The 17,330-nt window shown below is 66.2% G+C and carries 19 protein-coding genes; 11 read left to right on the forward strand and 8 right to left on the reverse strand.

The window, feature by feature from the left end:
* Positions 1-187: 187 nt before the first annotated feature.
* Complete coding sequence (locus tag QQS53_RS11335; protein ID WP_472775996.1) at positions 188-1,231, reverse strand: pseudouridine synthase; 1,044 nt, start codon at positions 1,229-1,231, stop codon at positions 188-190.
* Here QQS53_RS11335 and QQS53_RS11340 point away from each other — a divergent pair.
* The 4 genes from QQS53_RS11340 to QQS53_RS11355 all read left to right on the forward strand — a co-directional run bounded on the left by QQS53_RS11340 (position 1,167) and on the right by QQS53_RS11355 (position 3,433).
* On the forward strand, positions 1,167-1,304 hold the full coding sequence (locus QQS53_RS11340; protein ID WP_472775918.1) for a hypothetical protein: 138 nt from the start codon (positions 1,167-1,169) through the stop codon (positions 1,302-1,304). The two genes, QQS53_RS11335 and QQS53_RS11340, sit on opposite strands and share 65 nt — an antisense overlap.
* Before the next feature lie 82 nt (positions 1,305-1,386).
* Positions 1,387-2,283 carry a universal stress protein gene (locus QQS53_RS11345; protein ID WP_472775919.1) on the forward strand — a complete coding sequence of 299 codons (897 nt, stop codon included), beginning with the start codon at positions 1,387-1,389 and terminating at the stop codon, positions 2,281-2,283.
* A gap of 201 nt (positions 2,284-2,484) precedes the next feature.
* The gene (locus QQS53_RS11350) at positions 2,485-2,751 is read left to right on the forward strand and encodes a GlsB/YeaQ/YmgE family stress response membrane protein (RefSeq protein WP_368520036.1); all 267 of its coding nucleotides are present in this window, start codon (positions 2,485-2,487) and stop codon (positions 2,749-2,751) included.
* A 73-nt stretch (positions 2,752-2,824) separates the two neighbouring features.
* Positions 2,825-3,433: a TetR/AcrR family transcriptional regulator gene (locus QQS53_RS11355; protein WP_472775920.1), complete on the forward strand. Its 609-nt coding sequence runs from the start codon at positions 2,825-2,827 to the stop codon at positions 3,431-3,433.
* 9 nt (positions 3,434-3,442) lie between these two features.
* On the opposite strand, the gene yidC is transcribed toward QQS53_RS11355, so the two are convergent.
* Complete coding sequence (gene yidC / locus QQS53_RS11360) at positions 3,443-4,549, reverse strand: membrane protein insertase YidC (protein ID WP_472775921.1); 1,107 nt, start codon at positions 4,547-4,549, stop codon at positions 3,443-3,445.
* Between the two features lie 69 nt (positions 4,550-4,618).
* On the opposite strand from yidC, the gene QQS53_RS11365 reads away from it, so the two are divergent.
* The gene (locus QQS53_RS11365) at positions 4,619-5,362 is read left to right on the forward strand and encodes a class E sortase (protein WP_472775922.1); all 744 of its coding nucleotides are present in this window, start codon (positions 4,619-4,621) and stop codon (positions 5,360-5,362) included.
* A gap of 5 nt (positions 5,363-5,367) precedes the next feature.
* Positions 5,368-5,520 carry a hypothetical protein gene (locus tag QQS53_RS11370; protein ID WP_472775923.1) on the forward strand — a complete coding sequence of 51 codons (153 nt, stop codon included), beginning with the start codon at positions 5,368-5,370 and terminating at the stop codon, positions 5,518-5,520.
* Between the two features lie 14 nt (positions 5,521-5,534).
* On the opposite strand, the gene QQS53_RS11375 is transcribed toward QQS53_RS11370, so the two are convergent.
* A complete protein-coding gene (locus tag QQS53_RS11375) occupies positions 5,535-6,122 on the reverse strand; it encodes a DUF2020 domain-containing protein (protein WP_472775924.1) in 588 nt (195 codons plus the stop codon).
* On the opposite strand from QQS53_RS11375, the gene QQS53_RS11380 reads away from it, so the two are divergent.
* Both QQS53_RS11380 and QQS53_RS11385 read left to right on the forward strand, forming a co-directional pair.
* The gene (locus tag QQS53_RS11380; protein WP_472775925.1) at positions 6,121-7,317 is read left to right on the forward strand and encodes a sensor histidine kinase; all 1,197 of its coding nucleotides are present in this window, start codon (positions 6,121-6,123) and stop codon (positions 7,315-7,317) included. The genes QQS53_RS11375 and QQS53_RS11380 overlap by 2 nt on opposite strands.
* A 43-nt stretch (positions 7,318-7,360) precedes the next feature.
* Positions 7,361-7,999 (forward strand): LuxR C-terminal-related transcriptional regulator, encoded by a 639-nt coding sequence (locus QQS53_RS11385; protein ID WP_070769145.1) that lies wholly within the window; start codon positions 7,361-7,363, stop codon positions 7,997-7,999.
* Positions 8,000-8,095: 96 nt separating this feature from the next.
* Here the strand turns inward: QQS53_RS11385 and QQS53_RS11390 are convergent, their stop codons facing one another.
* A complete protein-coding gene (locus QQS53_RS11390; RefSeq protein ID WP_472775926.1) occupies positions 8,096-8,731 on the reverse strand; it encodes a DUF6474 family protein in 636 nt (211 codons plus the stop codon).
* A gap of 106 nt (positions 8,732-8,837) precedes the next feature.
* Between QQS53_RS11390 and QQS53_RS11395 the strand changes: the two genes are divergently transcribed.
* Positions 8,838-10,322, forward strand: a complete 1,485-nt coding sequence (locus tag QQS53_RS11395) for a TM0106 family RecB-like putative nuclease (protein WP_472775927.1) — start codon at positions 8,838-8,840, stop codon at positions 10,320-10,322.
* On the opposite strand, the gene QQS53_RS11400 is transcribed toward QQS53_RS11395, so the two are convergent.
* Entirely contained in the window at positions 10,267-11,598 is a 1,332-nt protein-coding gene (locus QQS53_RS11400; protein ID WP_472775928.1) for a copper oxidase, read from the reverse strand. The two genes, QQS53_RS11395 and QQS53_RS11400, sit on opposite strands and share 56 nt — an antisense overlap.
* Positions 11,599-11,610: 12 nt before the next feature.
* Complete coding sequence (locus tag QQS53_RS11405) at positions 11,611-12,768, reverse strand: MFS transporter (protein WP_472775929.1); 1,158 nt, start codon at positions 12,766-12,768, stop codon at positions 11,611-11,613.
* Between the two features lie 82 nt (positions 12,769-12,850).
* Here QQS53_RS11405 and QQS53_RS11410 point away from each other — a divergent pair, with 82 nt between their 5' ends.
* Complete coding sequence (locus QQS53_RS11410) at positions 12,851-13,783, forward strand: LysR family transcriptional regulator (RefSeq protein ID WP_472775930.1); 933 nt, start codon at positions 12,851-12,853, stop codon at positions 13,781-13,783.
* A 239-nt stretch (positions 13,784-14,022) separates the two neighbouring features.
* Here the strand turns inward: QQS53_RS11410 and QQS53_RS11415 are convergent, their stop codons facing one another.
* Positions 14,023-14,625 (reverse strand): superoxide dismutase, encoded by a 603-nt coding sequence (locus tag QQS53_RS11415; RefSeq protein WP_296205998.1) that lies wholly within the window; start codon positions 14,623-14,625, stop codon positions 14,023-14,025.
* A gap of 151 nt (positions 14,626-14,776) precedes the next feature.
* On the opposite strand from QQS53_RS11415, the gene msrA reads away from it, so the two are divergent.
* Positions 14,777-15,430, forward strand: coding sequence for a peptide-methionine (S)-S-oxide reductase MsrA (msrA, locus tag QQS53_RS11420; protein WP_472775931.1), 654 nt, complete (start codon positions 14,777-14,779; stop codon positions 15,428-15,430).
* 25 nt (positions 15,431-15,455) lie between these two features.
* Here msrA and QQS53_RS11425 read toward each other — a convergent pair whose 3' ends face one another.
* Positions 15,456-17,246: an alpha/beta-hydrolase family protein gene (locus tag QQS53_RS11425; protein ID WP_472775932.1), complete on the reverse strand. Its 1,791-nt coding sequence runs from the start codon at positions 17,244-17,246 to the stop codon at positions 15,456-15,458.
* Between the last annotated feature and the right edge of the window lie 84 nt (positions 17,247-17,330).

Genomic DNA, 17,330 nt, shown 5'->3' on the forward strand with positions numbered 1-17,330 from the left:
AGAGTAGGTTACCGCCGACACCAAACAACAACATATAATTCAATAACCAACAAAGCACCCGGTAGAAACCACCACCATGTTTTTCTACCGGGTGCTTCCGCATGCCCACATGCTGCCAATAACCGCCGGTTGCCTAGTGCGTGTGAAGGCCGAGCCGGGCTAAATTATCGTGGCTAGCCTGGTTGCCTTATGAAATTCGTTCGTCGATGGGGGTGGCGTTGAAGGTGCGCTCGGTGCCGTCGAGCGGGTCGGTGAAACTGAGCTGCGTCGCGGTCAGGTGCATGGGGACGCGGAAGTCCTCGGCGTTCTCCGGGAGGACGTCCGGGTAGATGGGATCGCCCAGGATCGGCGCGCCGGCGGCCCAGAGATGCAGTCTGAGCTGGTGCGTCTTGCCGGTGGTGGGCGCTAACGTATACCGCGCCAATGGTGGCTGCGGCCCATGGATGCCTTCGAGGCCTTGCTTATTGGTGATGGCCTCGACTTTGACCACGCGGGTTTCGGTGTTAGGTTCGCCCTCTTCGATTCGGCCCTGGATTTCGCCCGGGGTCTTCTCCAGCCGGTTGCGCCAGACGCTGCCTGCCCGGATTCCATCGTCGGGGGCGATGGCTTGGTAGACCTTGTGCACCTCTCGCTCGGCGAACATGGTCTGGTAGGCGCCGCGGATCTCGCGACGTTTGGTGAACAACAGGATTCCCGAGGTGAGCCGGTCCAGGCGGTGGGCGGGGGCGAGCTCGTCAATCCCGGTTGTCCGGCGCAGTTGTACGGTCGCGGTCTGCACGATGTGGCGGGCACGGGGCATCGTCGCCATGAACGGTGGCTTGTTGGCCACCAGGAGGTTGTCGTCCTCGTAGACAACGGGGATGTCGTAGGGGACGGGTTCTTCTTCCGCGGGCATGCGGTAGAAGTAGACGTCCTGGCCGGCGCAGAGGATGGAGTGCGGAGTAAGGACCGTGGCATCGCGGAGCACGACGGCGTGGTCGTCGAAGCGGCGCTGGAGTGCGGCGGCATCGTCAGCCGGGTGGCGGTGGCGCTGGCTGGTGATGACGTGGGCGAGGAAGTCCCACGCGGTGATGCCGCCAACCGGTACCCGCACGCGGGTGGGGTTTAGTCCATTTTGTATCCCTAACGGGCTGTATCCCTTCCGATGATGGGCTATCCTTTGTGACATGGACTTTGATGCACTCCTCGCGCCGGCTCTGGAATTTTCCTCCAATGGTATCGGAGCCGTGATTCGCAACGTTTTGGTGGCCTTGTACGAACTGCTGTATCCGGCGAACTCGGATGCGGCGCACGTGACCAAGTAGTTCGGGGCGAGCTCTCCACGTAAGTTGTTATAACCGGCTATAATTGGTGGTGTAAGGCCCACCGGAGAAAGGACTAAAGATCATGGCTAAAGAAGACATTGTTGTCGTTGCAGTAGATGGTTCTGAGGCTTCCCACAACGCCGTTCGGTGGGCGGCTAACACCGCCACCAAGCGCGGCATCCCGCTGCGGATCGCCTCCAGCTACACCATGCCGCAGTTCCTCTACGCCGAGGGCATGGTTCCGCCGAAGGAGCTCTACGACGACCTGCAGAACGAGACCCTGGAAAAGATCGAGGAAGCTCGCGCCATCGCGCACGAGTCCTTCCCCGACCTGAAGATCGGCCACACCGTGGCCGAGGGCTCCCCCATCGATATGCTGCTGGAGATGTCGCACGACGTCACTATGATCGTCATGGGCTCCCGCGGCATGGGCGGTCTGTCCGGCATGGTGATGGGCTCGGTCTCCGCCTCCGTGGTCTCCCACGCCGCCTGCCCGGTGGTTGTCGTGCGTGATGACAACGCGGTCAACGAGGCCAACAAGTACGGCCCGGTCGTCGTCGGTGTGGATGGCTCCGAGGTCTCCCAGAAGGCCACCGAGTACGCCTTCCAGGAAGCCAACGCCCGCTCCTCCGAGCTGGTCGCCGTGCACACCTGGATGGACATGCAGGTCCAGGCTTCCCTGGCCGGCCTGTCCGCCGCACAGGCCGAGTGGGCAGACGTGGAGAAGGAGCAGGGCGAGCTGCTGGCTGAGCGCCTGTCCTCCTTCCAGGAGAAGTACCCGGACGTGCCGGTCAAGAAGGTCATCGCCCGCGACCGTCCGGTCCGCGCCCTGTCGGACAACTCCGAGGGCGCCCAGCTGCTGGTAGTCGGCTCCCACGGCCGCGGCGGCTTCAAGGGGATGCTGCTGGGCTCGACCTCCCGCGCGCTGCTGCAGTCCGCGCCGTGCCCGATGATGGTCGTGCGCCCGGACTCTGAGTAGTCAGGATAGGCAAGGCCGCTCGGGTTTTCCGGCCGGCCGGGAAGCCTAGGCAAAAGCTATCAAGCCATAGAGGCCCGAAATTATGACAGGGCATCTGTGGCTTTTTGCTGTTTTAACGGGCACAATGGGAAGTAGGTGGGCAACAGTGTGGGCCCGCCCACGGTAAATGACGAAGTCAAGCGTTCTTTTGGAGGGAATATTATGGGACTGGGACTGGGCTTTTTTATGTCCATCATCGTCGGTATCATTGCCGGCTGGCTGGCAGAAAAGATTATGAAGAAGGATCACGGGCTGGTCACTAACCTGATCGTCGGTGTCATTGGTGGTCTGATTGGTGGCGGCATCCTGTCGCTGATTAACCAGGGCAACCCGAGCAACATCTTCCTGCAGATTATTACCGCCACCGCCGGTGCTTGCATCCTGCTGTGGATCGTCGGCATGATCCGCGGGGGCAGCAAGAAGGAATAATCCAAATTCGCATACAAACCGGTTCGTCTATATTGTGTAGATGAACCGGTTTTTGTTTGTGGAAAGGATAGCCGTGGCAGAAAAGAAATCGCGTCGGAACCGTCCGAGCCCGCGCAATCGACTTCTCGACTCCGCCACCCGCCTGTTTACTACGGAAGGTATTCGGGTCATCGGAATCGACCGCATCCTCCGGGAGGCGGACGTTGCTAAGGCATCCTTGTATTCCCTCTTCGGTTCCAAGGACGCGCTCGTTATCGCCTACCTGGAAAACCTTGACGAGCAGTATCGCGCGGAGTGGCACGAGCGCACCGCTAACGCCAAGGACCCGCAGGAGAAGATCCTGGCCTTCTACGACATGGCCATCGAGCAGGAACCCGCGAAGGAATTCCGCGGCTCCCACTTCCTCAACGCCGCCGGCGAGTACCCGCGCCCGGAGACGGAGTCCGAGCACGGCATCGTCGCGGCCTGTCTGGAGCACCGCCGCTGGATGCATTCCACCATGACCGCCCTGCTCAATGAGAAGAACGGCTACCCCTCGGACGCGCAGGCCAGCCAGCTGCTCATCTTCCTCGACGGCGGGCTTGCCGGGGCCCGCCTCGAGCGCGACGTCGCTTCGCTCAAGACCGCCCGCAACTTGGCCCAGGAAATGCTCTCGGCCCCGCCGGCGGACTACTCCATCTAGGCTTTCTCGCTAGGCCCCTTCCCCGGGGCCTTTTTCATCGTCTTCCTCGGTGGCCTTGGCCTCTAGCGGTTCCGCGTTGCTGGCGGTGGCTGCACCGGCTGCCGATGCCCCCTGCTGCCCGTCGGCCTCCTCCCGCGCGGCGCGGCGCTCCGCCATGAGCTCGCGGCTGGCCTGCTGCTGCATCTTGCGCCGGGCCTGCTTCTTTTCCTTTTCTTCCTTCTTCTCGGCACGGCTTAGTTTGTTCTTCCGGTTGGCCCGGAAGTCCTTCCAGCTCTGGCGGCGCAACTCGTGGACGTCGGTGCCCAGCGGCATCCGGCGCCGCAGGAAGACCTCAAAGACAAGGGTTTGGCACAGGGTGAACAGGTTCGTGCAGGCCCAGTACAAGATGATGGCCACCGGGATGGGGGCGGTCATGGCCAAGTGCCAGAGCATAAAGGGCACGAACGGGATGATGAGCACCACGAAGTAGAACATGCGCCGCGGCACCTTCTGGTCGAACTGCGTGGTCAAGAACGCGCGGTAGCCGGTGATCATCATGTTCACGGTGGTAAAGATGAGGGCGGCGATAAGCCACGGCATGATGACGTGGCGGACCTCTTCGCCGGTGATGCCGAGTTCCGCGGCCCAGTCGTGCGGCATCGACACGAAGGCCGGCAGCGGGATGCCCATGAACGTCGTCTCGCGGAAGGCCTCGACCTCAGCGGCGCTGAGCAGGCCCACGGTATCGCCCGTCGACGGCCGCGCCATGCGCAGCACCACCTGGTACAGGCCCAGGAAGAAGGGCATCATGATAAGCGGCGGGATGCAGCCGATGAGCGGCCGGTAGTTGAACTTCTTGTTCAGCTCCTCGGTCTCGACCTGGAGGGCCTTGAACTCCTCGATGGTGGTGGCTTCCTCCGTGCGGCGTTCGATGTCGCGCTTGGTCGGGCGCATGAGCGCGCCGGTGCGCCCCATCTTCACCGAGGACCAGGACAGCGGCGCGATCAGCCCGCGGATGGTGAGGACGAGCAGTACGATGGAGACTAACCACGCGGTCTGGTCATCCAGGAAACTGTGGGTGATGAAGTGCCACAGCTTCATGATGCCGGACACGGGGTACATGAAGATAGTCAGCATGCGCGCAGGCCTTTCCGCAGTCTCTGGTGAATGAGGCAGATCCAGCCTACAGCCGCTACACTATTGCGCATGAATCACACGCGCCCCAGCTGGCAGCAGGTTATGGGAGAAATCTTTATGACCGTCGGGGTGCTGCTACTGTTGTTCGCCTTCTACGAGGCGTATTGGACGAACCTGAAATCCGCCGAACTGCAGGACGAGGCCAACCAGAAACTGGAGCAGCGCTGGAACGAACGCACCAACCCGCGCGGGAAGCTTCACCCCGAGCTGGGCGAGGCCTTTGCCCGGATGTATATCCCCAGCTTCGGCTCCGACTATCACTTCGCCATCTTGGAGGGCACCGACGAGGACGACCTGCTCAAGGGCCCGGGGCGCTACGTCGATAGCCAGATGCCGGGCGACAACGGCAACTTCGCCGTGGCTGGCCACCGCGTGGGCAAGGGCGCGCCCTTCAATGACCTGGGCAAGCTGGAAACCTGCGACGCCATCGTCATCGAAACACAGGGCGAGTGGGTGACCTACCGGGTGCTACCCATCGACGGGCAGCCGGCGGACTGCTTCACGCCGGAACAACAGGAAAAGATCTACGGCGGCCCTTATGCCGGGGCGCCCGGCCGCCACATCACGCTGCCCGGGGACATCGGGGTCATCGCGCCCATCCCCGGGATGGCCGCCGGCGGGCCGGAGCCCAGCGAGGCCCTGCTGACGCTGACCACCTGCCACCCGCAGTTCTCCAACGCGGAGCGAATGATCGTGCACGCGATGAAAGTAGACTCAAGCCCGACGCGCCCGGCCGCGATGGAGGAGGATTAGAAACCATGTACCGAGCACTCTGGAACCTCTTGCCGGGGCCTAGCCCCGTGAAGGTGCTGCTGGCTATCGCCATCGCCGTGGGCGTGTTCTTCCTCCTCATGGAGTTCGTCTTCCCGGCCATCTCCCCGTTGATGCCGTACAACGACGTCGCTGTTTAGGCCCGCCGAGCCGCCTAGAGCCCGAGGTTGGCAATCGCCTCCCGGGCGATGGACTCGGCCTTGACGGTCTGCAGCTGGTTGGTCCAGACTGCCACCGCGTGATTGTCCTTCTGCACCGCGAAGACCGCCTGGTCGCCCAGGACCCCGCGGCCGCCGGACCAGCCGTCGAACTCGGCGAGCTCCGTGGCATCGACGGGCGCGGCCCAGTCCACGACGTCCATGGCGGCGTCGCGGTCGGGCATCTCGCGGACGATGACGGTGGCCTGCGGGTCCTCTGGGTAGGACCAGAACACGCAGGCAGGCGTGCTAAACCGGGGGTCGATGGCCTGATCGGTCAGGCGCTGGCCGTTGGTTTCCGCCAGCCACTGGCCGTCCAGGTAGGGGCACTGCCCGGGCTCGGTTGCCTCGGCCGTGGCGTCCACCGGCAGGCCGTCGCCGGGCTGCTCGGCCGCTGCGTCTTCCGGGGCGGTGTCGCCGGCGCTGGCGGGCTGCTCGGCGGCGGGCTGGGCCGGGTTGTCGCTCTCGGGCGCGTCGCTGGCCTCGCTGCAGGCCGCGAGGCCAAGCGCCACGGTGAGCACGGCGGGAAGTAGGCTTTTGGGCATGAGTACCAGTCTAGAGCACCCGTCCGCGGAGAACCTGAGCGATGCGGATGTCCTGCGCAACGGCATCCACATCCTCACCGCCACCTTGTTGGTGATCGCCATCTTCGCCTCCGTGCGGATGCCGCTAGGCGACGCCGCCGCGAACCTCGTGCTGCTGTCTGCCTTCGCCGCCGTCTACTTCGCTGGTTCCATCTACATGCACCTTTGGCCGTTCACGGTCAAGCTCTTATGGCTGGCCGCGCTGACCGCCCTGTGGGTGCTGGACCTGACCATCGCCCCGGCGGGTATCTACCTGGTCTTTAGCCTGTTCTTCCTCTACTTGCGCGTGCTGTCGATGTTCTGGGGCGTCATCATGGTGATAGTCGCCGGGGTGATCTCCGTGGTCGTGCAGATCCCGGACGGCCTGACCTTCGGCGGCGTGATGGGCCCGGGGGTCTCCGCGGTGGTCACCATCGCCATTTACTACGCCTTCGACACGCTCCACCGCATCAACCTGGAGCGCGAGGAGCTCATCGCCGAGCTCGTCGAAACCCGCGCGCAGCTGGCCCAGACGGAGCGCGAGGCCGGCATCAGCGCGGAGCGCCAGCGGATCGCCCACGAAATCCACGACACGCTGGCCCAGGGGCTGTCCTCCATCCAGATGCTGCTGCACGCCGCGCAGCGCGACATCGCTAGCGAGGACCCCGCGCGGGCCAGCCAGCGCATGGATCTGGCGCGCTCGACCGCGGCCGAGAACCTCAAGGAGGCCCGTGCCATGATTGCCGCGCTGCAGCCGGCCGGCCTGTCGGAGACCTCCCTGGCGGGTGCTTTAGAGCGCATGGCCGAGGGCTACGCCGCCACCGGGGAGCTGGAGATGGAGGTCGAGACCGACGGCGAGCCCCGCCAGCTGCCCATGAAGGTCGAGGCCGCGCTGCTACGCATCGCCCAGGGCGCGGCGGGCAACGTCGTTAAGCACGCGCACGCCACCAAGGCGCGCGTGACCGTGACCTACGAGGACGACGAAGTGCGCCTGGACGTGGTGGACAACGGGCGCGGCTTCGACCCGGAGGAGGTCCGCGACCGGCCGGCCGGGCTGGGGCATATCGGGCTCAGCGCCCTCCAGCGCCGCGCGGAGGAGCTCGGCGGGACGATCTCGGTGGAATCCACGCCTGGGTGCGGCACGGCTGTATCTGTTAGCGTTCCCTTGGTAGATTAAACTTTCGGAGGATACGTGTTTCCACAAAAAGGAGAGGCTCCACGTGATTAGGGTTCTGCTAGCTGACGACCACGAAATCGTCCGACTAGGGCTGCGCGCCGTGCTCGAGGAGGCCGACGACATCGAGGTGGTCGGGGAGGTGGCCACGGCCGAGGCCGCGATCTCGGCGGCCCAGGCCGGCGGCATCGACGTGCTGCTGATGGACCTGCGCTTTGGCGCGGGCGTGGAAGGCACCCGGGTGATGGGCGGGGCGGAGGCCACCGCCGCCATCCGCTCCCACATGGAGCACCCGCCCAAGGTGCTGGTCGTGACCAATTACGACACGGACGCGGACATCCTGGGCGCCATCGAGGCCGGCGCGCTCGGCTACCTGCTCAAGGACGCCCCGCCGGCGGAGCTGCTCGCCGCGGTGCGTTCGGCCGCGGACGGGGACTCGGCCCTGTCGCCCATGGTCGCCGACCGCCTGATGACGCGCGTGCGCACCCCGCGCACCTCGCTGACCCCGCGCGAGCTGGAGGTGCTCAAGCTGGTGGCCGCCGGCGCCTCGAACCGCCAGATCGGCCAGGATCTTATGCTCTCGGAGGCCACCGTGAAGTCCCACCTCGTGCACATCTACGACAAGCTGGGCGTGCGCTCGCGCACCTCGGCCGTCGCCGCCGCCCGCGAGCAGGGCGTGCTCTAGCCCGCCCCGCGCGCGGGCGCAGACGGCGTGAAACCCCGATCCTGCAGGTAGATGCTGGGATCCGGGGTTTTGCTCTGGGCTTAGTGAAGCCGCGTTTTAGGCGGTGGTGAGGCGCTGCTGGATGTCGTAGGTGACGCCGTCGATGTCGGTGTTGATCGACGAGTGCGCGCGGCGGCGCTGATCGGCGGTCATGAACTCCGCGTTGTCGGTGGCCGCGTCGAGCTCGTCGAGGCGGTCGCGCACGTCGCGCTTGAAGCCGGCCGGCAGGTCGGTGCCCTCCAGGGAGTTGCGGATGCCCTGGGTGCGAGCCTTGAGGGAGGCGCCGTGGCCGGCGAAAGAGGCGAGCTGGTCGCGGGAGACGCCCGCCTTCTTGGCCTGGCGCTTCTCGTTGTTTTCGCGCAGCGCCACCAGGCCGCGGTAGGCCAGCGGCAGCAGCAGCGGGACGGCCGCGCGGGCGGCGCCGGCGTAGCGCTTGACGTTGTCGGAGTTAAAGCGGCCGGCCTTGAGCTTCTCTAGCTCCTGCTTGGCCATCTTCTGTTCGTGCTTGCGACGCTTCTTCAGGCCCTTTTCTTCCGACTTCAGCAAGTTCTTTTCCTGCTTGGCCAGCAGCTTCTGCTGGCGACGCTCCGCCTTGGAGGCCTCCTTGACCTCAGCCCGGGCGCGGGCCTTGGCGGCCTTGGCTTCTGCCTTGGCTTGGGCGCGGAGCTTACGAACTTTCTTGAGCAGGCTCATGACTTTAGTCCTCACTGTGGTTGAAGGTCGTTGTCTTGGGAACTATTTGTTTGCAATGTAGTGCTGCATTCAACATTACCTGTCCTAGTCTATTAAGCTCGGGCGGGTGAGCGATTGGTTGACGGCGTCGGATCTGGTGGGGTGCCAGTACCGGCGGGTTCAGGCCCGGCGCTTCCCCGAAATCCCCGCCCCCGCCTCCGCCGCCGCGCGGGCCGACAGGCTGCGCGCCGCCCGCGAGGCCGTCGCCGAACAGCTGCCCCAGCAGGGCAAAAAGGTCCGCCGTAAGGACTTAGGGCCCCTGCCGGCTGACGATGCCACCTCCCGCGCCGCCGCCACCCAGCGCGCCCTTAGTGGCGCGCACACCCACATCACCGGCGGCGTGCTCATCGCCGAGGGGGTAGCCGTCAACGTGGACCTCTTGTTGCGCACCCCGGACGGGGTCGTCCCGGTGCTGGTCTCCAACCACCGTGTGGCGCGGAAAAAGCCCGGCAGGACGCTGCCGGGCGTGCCCACCCATCGGCTCGGGCTCAGCCGCCCCCTGCCGCTGCCGTACCAGGCGCGCCACCACGTGGCCGACGGCTACCGGTTGGCCATCGCGGAGCGGGCACTCGGCGAGCAGTACGCGGGCCGGGCGGGGATCATCGGCCAGGACCGCCAGCTGACCTTTTTCACCGAAACGCAGCGCTACCAGGCCGCGCTGGATACCGCCCTGGCCCGCCCGCTGCCGCAGGCGCCGCGCCGGGTCAAAGAGTGCGCCAGCTGCCGGTTCTGGCCCATCTGCGAGCCGGAGCTGGCCGCCGTCGACGACATCAGCCTGTTCTTGCCCGGCGACAAGGCCGACCCGTACCGCGAGCAGGGCATCGACAGCGTCCAAGCGCTTATCGATGCCGACTATTACCCGGCCTCCCAGCTGGCCGCCGCGTGGCGGGAGGGGATAACGCTGCTGGCCCGCGACGCGCCCGCCATCCCCCGCGCCGACGTGGAGGTCGACGTGGACATGGAGGCCTACCTGGACCAGGGAGCCTACCTCTGGGGTGCGTGGTACGCCGGCGACTACCATCCCTTCGTGACCTGGGAGCCGCTCGGCGGGCGCGCCGAGGCGCACAACTTCGCCGCGTTCTGGGACTGGCTGATGGGTATTCGCGCGTCTGCTCACGCGGCCGGCAAGACTTTCGCGGCCTATTGCTACTCCGCGCACGGCGAGAACCACTGGATGCGCATGTCCGCCAAGCGCTTCGGGCAGCCCGCCTTAGCTGAGGTGGAAAGCTTCCTGAGCTCCCCCGAGTGGGTCGATGTCTTCGCCCACGTCAAGGCCCACTTCCTCGGCCCTTCCGGGCTGGGGCTCAAGGTCGTGGCCCCGCACGCGGGCTTTGCCTGGCGGCAGGGCGATTTCGCCGGGGAGGAATCCGTGACCGCGCGCCGGGAGGCTTTGCGCGGGAATACCGCCGTGCGCGAGGCGCTGCTGACGTACAACGCGGACGATGTGCGCGCCACCCGCGCGGTCCGCGACTGGATGAGCGCGGGCGCGCCGGGCGTTAGATACCTCCAAAAACCGCCAGCAGCAGCGCCAGGGTCACCAGACCGGCGGTGATCTGCCCCCACTGGGACTCGGTCTCCGGCGCCGGGCCCTCGGCCTGCTTCATCAGCACGGCCTTCTGCGCCTTGACCGCGCGGATCATGAACACGGGGAAGGCGGCCAGCGGGATGATGCACAGCACCGAGGAGAAGACCGCCAGCCAGGATTTTTGCGTAATCAGCCAGATGATGAGCCCGCCGTTAATCAGCGTCGAGCGGAACAGGCCGCCGCGGTTCATCTCCTTCAGGCCGGCGCGCACGGCCGAGGGCCCGCCGCCCATCGTCGTGGGCATGATGTAGCTGAGCACACCGATGAGCAGCTGGCCGGCGAAGCCGATGAGCAGCGGCAGCGTCGGCAGCGGCTCCGGGTCGCCGCTGATAAAGACCTGGACGGCCAGGTAGACGATGGTCAACGCCAGCCACGTCACCGCCGCCAGCACGGAGACCGCCGGGTAGCTGACCCGGTCGCGCGGCTCGGCTAGCACGGCGCTGACGTTGCGCAGCCACTGCTGGAGGCTGGCCAGCCAACCGGCGGCGTAGACCACCAGGCCCGCACCGGTCAGCCACGCGAGGCTGCTGAGCGCGCCCGCGATGGTCACAGCGGTGCCCACCGCGAGGAGGGCAAGCGTCGGGTTCATCCGCGTGGTGATGCCCTTAGTCCGCCACATGGTGGGGAAAAGCACCGTCAGGCTGGCCGCGGCGGCCAGGCCGATGAAACCGCCGATGTTGGCCACCACGTGCGCGGTCAACAACCGCCCGTACCAGGGCTCGGATAGGCCCATGGACAAGATGGCGCCGAAGAAGGCTCCGACGGGCAGGCACAGCGCCGAGCCGATGTAGCCCAAGATGATGGGGCGGAAGCGCTTGGCGCTGTCGACTCCGCGCCACTGCTGGGTCAGGCTGGCGCCGTGCCAGATCAGCATGGCGCCGACGATGAGCGCGCCCAGCTGCGTGAGGATGAAATGCAGGTCCCAGATGTCGTCGAGGGCCTGGCCGATGATGGCCAGAACCACGCCCGCGTTGAGGATGTAGATCCGCCGCAGCTGGTTCGGGCGGGCGGACTCGGGAAGCCGGGCCTGGACGAATTTCTCGGTCAGGTACTGCGACCAGACGACGATGTTGTTGGTCACCACCCCCAGCGTGAACAGGTGGATGAGCACCCAGCGGTAGTTGGGGATGAGGGTGTGCACCGCCCCGGCCAGGATGAAGACCATCATCCACAGCGTGATTGGCTTGCTAGCACGGCGGTGCCAGCTCTTCCCCGACCACTTCTTGTTGGGTATTTTCTCCATAATTTCCCTAGTTTATCCCACTGCGCGCCGCTTCAGAGTTGCGGCGATGGCGATAAGGATCACGGAAACCAGCACGTAGAAGCCCACGAAGGTAGCCCAGCTGAACGCCCCGAACAGCGTTCCCGCGAAAGCGCCCAGCACCGAGGAACCGAAGTAGTAGCAGAATACGTACATGCTGGAGGCCTCCGCCCGGTCGTGGTTAGCCACGGCGCCGACCCAGCCGCTGGCCGTGGAGTGCGCGGCGAAAAAACCCACGGTCAGCAGCAGCATGCCGGCGATCGTTGCCACCAGGGGCCCGAGCGTGAGCGCGATGCCGACGCCGAAGAGTACGCACGCGCCCAGCAGGGTGGTCCCCCGGCCGTGCTCGGCCGCTAGCTTGCCGGCCTGGGCAGACGACCAGGTGCCGAAGAGGTAAAGCAGGAAGACGAAGCTGACCAGCGCCTGTGGCAGCCCGAAGGTCTCGATGAGCCGGAAAGAAATGAAGTTGTAGACGGAGACAAAAGACCCCATCGCCAGCAGGGCGACCAAGAAAAGCAGGCCCAGCTCCTTAGTGCGCCAGTGTTCGAGCATGGCGGCGAATTCGCGCCGGGGGTTGAGGGTCTTGGCCGTGAAGTTGTGCTGCTTGGGCAGCAGATACGCCGCCGCGACGGCGAAGAGGAAGGACACCAGCGCGGAACCGCCCAGCGCCCAGCGCCACGAGGTCAGTTCCAGCAGGCCGGCGGGGATAAGGCGTCCCATCAGGCCGCCGATGGAGGTGCCGGCGATATACAGGCCCATCGCCCGCGGCAGCGCGCGGGCGTCGAGCTCCTCCGAGAGCCAGGCCATCGCCACCGCGGGCGCGCCGGCCATGAGGGCGCCCTGGACGGCGCGCAGCCCGATGAGCAGCGCGGGGCTGGACGCCCACGGCACCGCGAAGCCCACCAGCGTGGCCGCCAGGCAGGAGACCAGGATGACGCGCCCGCGGCCGAAGCGCTCGGAGAGGATGGAGGCGGGCACCACGCACACGGCCAGTGCGCCGGTTGCCGCGGAGACCGTCAGCGCGGCCGCCGTGGAGCTCAAGCCCACCTCGCTGACCAGCTCCGGCAAAATGGCCTGGGTGGAATACAGGCAGGAAAAGACCGCCAGCCCGACGCAGAGCATGGCGATGGTGGCGCGGGTATTTCGGGGCATGGCTCTCGGCATATTCTCAGCATGCCCGCGCGGGGTCCATGTGTAAAATGTGGGAAATGACGGGGCTTGATACACTTTCTGCATGAACGTGGATGACCTGCGCGGTTTCATCACCACCGCGGAGACCGGCGCCGTCGGGGCGGCCGCCGATCTGCTGGGAATTAGCCAACCCACCCTCAGCCGGCGCATCCAACGGGTGGAAAGGGCCGCTGGCGCGAGCCTCTTCGACCGGGCCGGCCACCGCGTGGTGCTCAACAGCCGGGGCGCGGGCTTGTTGCCCCACGCCCGCACAGCCCTGGCGGAGCTTTCCCGTGGGGTCGCGGAAGTCGCCCGCCTGATGGACCCCGACCGGGGCACGGTGCGCCTGGATTTCATGCACTCGCTGGGCACCTGGATGGTCCCCGACCTTCTGCGCACCTACCGCGCGCGCTACCCGCACGTTCAGTTCCAGCTCCACCAGGGGGCCGCCCAAGAGCTGGTCGACCGCGTCCTGGCCGGGGAAGCCGACCTCGCGCTCGTGGGCCCGCGCCCGCTCGATACCGCCCCGCACGCGCTGAGCTGGGCGCTGCTCGAGCGCCAGCGCCTAGGCATCGCCGTGCCCGCCGACCACTGGGCGGGTAACGCCGATACCGTCACGATGGCGCAGTTCGACGGCGAGCCCTTCATCGGCATGCTGCCGGGCTACGGGACCCGCATGCTCCTAGACGACCTCGCCGCCGCGGCCGGCGTCACCCCGCGCTTCGTCTTCGAGTCGATGGAGCTGACCACCGTCGCCGGACTCGTCGAAGCCGGCCTGGGCAGCGCCCTATTGCCGCTGGAAGACCCGTACCTGCAAGCCCGCAACGTCATCCCCCTGGACCCGCCGGCCTACCGCGAGCTCGGCCTGGTGTGGCGCCCCGGCGACGACGCCCCGGCCGTCGCCCAGTTCCGCGACTTCATCTGCGGCTCCATCCGCAGTTCCATCCGCGGCTCCGACGGGCTTCACGGGCCCGGGGAAATATCGCCCTCTGCGTAAATCCGGCGGGCCCGTCCTGGGGAAAGCGCAGACCCGGCGATAGAGGTCGATTTTTTATCGCCTAGTCCTTGAATTATCGACTTTTGCGCCCGAGAGCCAACGTTGACCTGGGGAAACGCGAATACCCGGCGGCAGGGGTCGATATTTCCCGCACATCCCGCGGGATCGAAAAAGGGCCGAGCCCCGCGCGGGGGCCGGCCCTTTAGCTAGGAACGCTGGAAAGCGCTGAGTTGCTTCTCTTACTTCTCAGCGGCAGCCAGGCGCTCGGCGACGTCGTCCCAGTTGACGACGTTCCAGAAGGCCTTGACGTAGTCGGCCTTCACGTTCTTGTACTGCAGGTAGTATGCGTGCTCCCACATATCCAGCATCAGCAGCGGGGTGAAGTTAACGGAAACGTTGCCCTGCTGGTCGGTCAGCTGCTCGATGATGAGCTTGCCGGCGATGTGGTCGTAACCGAGTACGGCCCAGCCGGAGCCCTGCAGGCTGGTAGCAGCGCCAGCGAAGTGAGCCTGGAACTTCTCGAAGGAACCGAAGTCGCGCTCGATGGCCTGAGCCAGCTCGCCGGTCGGCTGGCCGCCGCCGTTCGGGGACATGTTCTTCCAGAAGATGGAGTGGTTGGTGTGGCCACCCAGGTTGAAAGCCAGGTTCTTGGACAGGGCGCGGATGCGGTCAGCGTTAGCCTCGCCGTTGCGCTCGGCCTCGAGAGCCTCGAGAGCAGCGTTAGCGCCCTGCACGTAGGTGTTGTGGTGCTTGTCGTGGTGCAGCTGCATAATCTCGGCGGAGATGTGCGGCTCCAGGGCGTCGTAGTCGTACGGCAGGTCGGGAAGTTCGTAAACAGCCATGATTATAATCCTTTCGTTGGGTACGGGCCCCATAATAGGCTGGTTTGTAGATTTCGCAACGAAATTCTTGCAAAAATCTATAAACCCGCAGTACAACGTCAAAATTATCCGTTGAGATTGCCCCGAAATTAATCCGGAAAGGAACTAAACCATGTCGTGGTTGTTTGGACCGGCGCCGAAGATTGTTGACGCACAAGAAACCCTGCCGGGTCGCGCAGAGCCGGTGCTTCCCGAGCCGCAACCGCACGCCGTCCTCGGTACACCCATTACCGGCCCGTGGAAGGAGGGGCAGCGCTGCCTCCTGCTGGGCATCGGCTGTTTTTGGGGCGCGGAGAAGATGTACTGGGAAACCGACGGGGTGGAGGCCACCTCGGTCGGTTACGCCGGCGGTAATACCCCGAACCCGACCTACTACGAGGTCTGCCGCGGCCTGACCAACCACGCCGAGGTCGTCGAGGTCACCTACGACCCGCAGCGGGTCAGCCTGGAAGACCTGGTGGTCAAGGCTTTGGAGGCACACGACCCGACGCAGGGCTACCGCCAGGGCAACGACGTCGGCACCCAGTACCGCTCGGCGTTCTACCCGCGCACGCAGGAGGACAAGGAGGTCATCGAGAAGCTGGTCGAGCGTTACGCGGACAAGCTGGCCGACCACGGCTTCGGGGAGACCACCACCGAGGTAAAACTGCTGGGCGATACCCCGTCCGGCCAGTACTACCTGGCCGAGGACGAGCACCAGCAGTACCTGGCCAAGAACCCGAACGGCTACTGCCCGCACCACAGTACCGGTGTGAAGTGCGGCTAGCGCGCTTTAACGTGGGGGCGAAGACTTAGGCGTCGCGGCGGATGAATTCCTCCATCCGGCGCGCGCGGCTGGGCGTGAGAGCTACGCGGGACTGCGAGCCCAGCACGCTGTCCCAGTACCAGAACATCTCCGAGAAATAATTGTGCCCGTGCCCGCCCGGCACGTTGAGCGAGTTGATCTGGTCGAGGCCAATCTGCCAGAAGGTGATAAACGGCGCCCAGAACATCTCCTTGAAGGTGTCGGCATACGCCGTGTCCGGCTGCGGCTCGTGGATCCACCCCGGCCGCCGGAAGGCCAGCGCCTTGTCCCACCACACGATGGCGTCGGAAGCGTGCTGGGCGATGAGCACGCGCGGGCGCTGCCAGGTCTGCGGGTAGCTGTGGCCGAAGGCGTCGTGGCGGGTGTGCGGGGTGGCCGCGGCGAAGCGGATATGCTTGCCGCCGTCGATGACCGGCACGCGCTCCAGGGAGCCGGGATCGCGCTGGAGCTCGGAGGTAAACCGGGTCATGCGCGGCGGGCCGGAAAAGACCGCGCCCTCGCAGGCGGCGAGCAGATCCTCTACGGACTCGAAGTTGTCCAGGATGGCGTAGGCCCCCAGGGACTCGCCGGCGAAGTAGAGCCGCGGGCGGTCGCCCTCCGGCAGGTCTTCCAGGCGGTGCTTGACCGCCGTGATGAGCTCCCAGGCGGCCCGCACGGGCCCGTCTGGATCCACGACGTAGGAAAACACGCTAGCCAGCACGTCGTATTGCAGGGTGACCGTGGCGCAGTTACCGCGGGTGAGGAACTCATAAGAGCAGGTGGACCAGTTGTTGAGCCAGCCGGAGCCGGCGGGCATCTGGATGACAATCGTGTTGCGCCAGAACGCGCCGGTGCGCTCCATCTCCGCGATGACCTGGCGGGCGGCGTTGCGGATGGAACGGCCCGGCACCAGCCCGGCGTAGATGCGGATCGGCTCGTGGGCGCGTTGGCAGTCCATGGCCGCCTTGATGTCGTCCCCGCGGGGCCCGCTAGACAGGAAGGAGCGCCCCTGCAGCCCGACGGCCGTCCACGGCTCATAAGACCACGGCGAGCCGGAGCGCTCCGGCTCCCAGGGCATGGTGGAGCCGGGGAAGACCGTCCGGTTGAGCTCCTGGGCGCGGGCGGTCACGGTGCGGATCCAGGTCCTAAACAGCACGCGGTTGGACAAGACGAAGACCACCGCCGCCAGGCCGGCCGCGCCCAGCGGCCAGGCCACCAGCGCCGGCAGCCAGCGCCGCAGCCCCTTGGATAGCTGGTCGACGGAGGCCTGCACCGCCTCGCCCAGAAGCAGCAGGCTGCCGTAGCCCAGGGTGCCCACGACGGTGCCGGCTAGGGCCTGGACCGGGCCGCGGTCGTTGTTCTTGTCCACCAGAGCCGCCTGCTTGCGCTGGTTGCGCACCGATAGCGCGGTCATGCCCGCCGTCACCGCCGCCAGCCCCAACGCGATCCGATGCCGGTACTGGTAGGTCAGCCGGTCCTGCGGGCGCTTGCCGATGGAGCGCAGGAATTCCTTCGCTACATAAGCCGCGGTCGCGCCCGCCCAGTGGCCGGCCGCCTGCCCGATGGCCACGTTCGCGGCGGTCACCCACCACGGCCGCGGCAGCAGCGAGGGCGAGATGGCCGCCCACGTGGCCAACTCCGCTCCCAGGATCCCGCCGGCCATGTTCTGCGGCAGCCGGCGCCGCCCGGTCATGCGCACCCCCGGCGTGAGATCGCTCAAGACCTCGAGCGAGAAGATGCCCGCGTGCAGGGCACCGCTGGCAAAGCGGTAGCCCGTGCGCCGGAGGAAGCGTTTCATGCCTGCCATCATTGCAGAACCTCGGCCCCTCTGCAGGACAGCCGGAACGGGGTTAGAGTGTGAAAGGTCGGCTCCCAAAAACCT

The organism is Corynebacterium sp. 2571A (genome assembly GCF_055700935.1).

Excerpts from the sequence above, each read along its gene's own strand:
- QQS53_RS11340 (WP_472775918.1), top strand. The coding sequence starts at position 1,167 with ATGGACTTTGATGCACTCCTCGCGCCGGCTCTGGAATTTTCCTCCAAT.
- QQS53_RS11345 (WP_472775919.1), top strand. The coding sequence starts at position 1,387 with ATGGCTAAAGAAGACATTGTTGTCGTTGCAGTAGATGGTTCTGAGGCT.
- QQS53_RS11350 (WP_368520036.1), top strand. The coding sequence starts at position 2,485 with ATGGGACTGGGACTGGGCTTTTTTATGTCCATCATCGTCGGTATCATT.
- yidC (WP_472775921.1), bottom strand. The coding sequence starts at position 4,549 with ATGCTGACTATCTTCATGTACCCCGTGTCCGGCATCATGAAGCTGTGG.
- QQS53_RS11365 (WP_472775922.1), top strand. The coding sequence starts at position 4,619 with ATGAATCACACGCGCCCCAGCTGGCAGCAGGTTATGGGAGAAATCTTT.
- QQS53_RS11370 (WP_472775923.1), top strand. The coding sequence starts at position 5,368 with ATGTACCGAGCACTCTGGAACCTCTTGCCGGGGCCTAGCCCCGTGAAG.
- QQS53_RS11380 (WP_472775925.1), top strand. The coding sequence starts at position 6,121 with ATGAGTACCAGTCTAGAGCACCCGTCCGCGGAGAACCTGAGCGATGCG.
- QQS53_RS11375 (WP_472775924.1), bottom strand. The coding sequence starts at position 6,122 with ATGCCCAAAAGCCTACTTCCCGCCGTGCTCACCGTGGCGCTTGGCCTC.
- QQS53_RS11390 (WP_472775926.1), bottom strand. The coding sequence starts at position 8,731 with ATGAGCCTGCTCAAGAAAGTTCGTAAGCTCCGCGCCCAAGCCAAGGCA.
- QQS53_RS11400 (WP_472775928.1), bottom strand. The coding sequence starts at position 11,598 with ATGGAGAAAATACCCAACAAGAAGTGGTCGGGGAAGAGCTGGCACCGC.
- QQS53_RS11405 (WP_472775929.1), bottom strand. The coding sequence starts at position 12,768 with ATGCCCCGAAATACCCGCGCCACCATCGCCATGCTCTGCGTCGGGCTG.
- QQS53_RS11410 (WP_472775930.1), top strand. The coding sequence starts at position 12,851 with ATGAACGTGGATGACCTGCGCGGTTTCATCACCACCGCGGAGACCGGC.
- QQS53_RS11415 (WP_296205998.1), bottom strand. The coding sequence starts at position 14,625 with ATGGCTGTTTACGAACTTCCCGACCTGCCGTACGACTACGACGCCCTG.
- msrA (WP_472775931.1), top strand. The coding sequence starts at position 14,777 with ATGTCGTGGTTGTTTGGACCGGCGCCGAAGATTGTTGACGCACAAGAA.
- QQS53_RS11425 (WP_472775932.1), bottom strand. The coding sequence starts at position 17,246 with ATGAAACGCTTCCTCCGGCGCACGGGCTACCGCTTTGCCAGCGGTGCC.